General features: G+C 65.5%; 2 protein-coding genes. One reads left to right on the forward strand and one right to left on the reverse strand.

Going from position 1 to position 1,605, the window contains the following annotated elements; genetic code table 11:
* On the reverse strand, positions 1–976 hold a 976-nt coding region (locus MOV75_RS37340; RefSeq protein ID WP_247007905.1), incomplete at its 3' end, for an AraC family transcriptional regulator.
* 204 nt (positions 977–1,180) lie between these two features.
* Here MOV75_RS37340 and MOV75_RS37345 point away from each other — a divergent pair.
* Positions 1,181–1,605 (forward strand): response regulator transcription factor (locus MOV75_RS37345; protein WP_247007906.1); only part of this gene is annotated, 425 nt, incomplete at its 3' end.

A 1,605-nucleotide genomic window follows, 5' to 3' on the forward strand; every position in this document is an offset into this window, starting at 1 on the left:
AGTCGGTGATGGTGCAGCCGAACCGGCCGCGGAACCAGCGCGCCATGGCGCTCTGCGCGGAGAAGCCAAGCTGCACCGCGATGTCGGCCAGCGGCCGGCCGGGGTCGTCGATCAGCTGGGTTACGAGACCCGCGCGTTGTGCATCCAGGATGGAAGAGAAGCTCGTGCCTGATGCGGCGAGGTGGCGATGGATGGTGCGGCGGGTGCAGGCGAGATGCTCGGCGACGCGCTCGACCGTGCAGTCGCCGCTGGCGAGCAGGGTCCGCACGACCTCGTCGACCTTCCCCTCCCAACTCGCGGGCCGTGTCTCGATTGCCTCGATCCGCTTGCGCAGATAAGTCGCGATCAGGGGATGCGCGCTCGGGATCCGGCGCTCCATGTCGTGCGCCGACAGCAGGATCGCATCCTCCTCTGCGTTGAAGGTGACGCGGCAGCCGAAGAAGTCGCGATAGCGCTTGCGATCGTGCGGCGGCGGATAATGCAGTTGGACCTCCTGCGGCCGCCAGTCGTGCCCGTACAGCGACTGGATGATGCGGTGGACGCTGCCGAGCGCCATGTCGATCGACTGACGCGGCGCGATCGGCTGACGGCCGCGCAGGTGCAGCGTGAGGGTCACGGTCTGCTTGCCGCGCGCAACGTCCAGCCGCATGCCGTCATGATGGATATGGATGAAGCGCGAAAACGCCTCGATCGCCTCGCCGACGGTCGCCTGTTCGCGCACGATCAGGCCGACCGCACCGAAATTGGTCAGGCCGCCGCGCTCGGCGAGACGCAAGCCGAAATCTTCGGCGCCGGACGCCTCTGCCGACAATTCGAGCAGACGGCGCAGGCCGGTGACGGCAATGGGGGTGTCTGGCTTGTCGAGGCAGGCCAGCGGCAGCTTGGCCTTGCGCATCATCTGTTTGGGATCGAGCCCGACCGACCGGGCGATCTCCGGGTAATAGCTCAAGCCTGCGCTGCGAACGAGGTCGGTCATGCGAACCGTTCCTGCCAGCCATTCCCGCAGATGTCCCGAAATGTAAAGTTTCTGTCTCGATCCGTCAAATCCAGGAACCGGGCGGAACATACATAGGGGAAACCGAAGCACTGGCGTGAATGCCGTGCTCACGACGGCGCGGCTGGGCGATGGAGCCCGCTGCCGTCTCGGGCCATTTGACCAAGACATTGCTGGATCGGGATTATGCCGGGAAACATGCTTTCCAAGGGTGAGGTATTCGTCATCGATACCGACGCTGCCTCCCGCGAACAACTTTCGACTGCGCTCCAACAGAGCGCCTATGACGTGATCTGCTTCGCTGACGGTGCGTCTCTGTTGTCCGAGGCAAAGGCCCGGATGCCGGCCTGCGTGCTGATGGAGCTGCCGCCCGATCGCTCGGGCCTCGACATGCTCAGGCGGCTGCGCGAGGAAAACTGCATGGCGCCGGTGCTGGTGACCTCGGCGAATGGCAGCATCGCCATGGCGGTCGACGCCATCAAGAGCGGCGCGGCCGACTTCATCGAAAAGCCGTTCCGCACCCACGATATCGTCGGCCGGATCGATGCGGCCATCGATGAATTCGCGCAGCCCGGCGCGAGCCGGCAACGCTGGCTGCCCGGTTGCGAGCC

The sequence above is a fragment of the Bradyrhizobium sp. PRIMUS42 genome (assembly GCF_023006515.1).
In the GTDB taxonomy this organism is placed as follows: domain Bacteria; phylum Pseudomonadota; class Alphaproteobacteria; order Rhizobiales; family Xanthobacteraceae; genus Bradyrhizobium.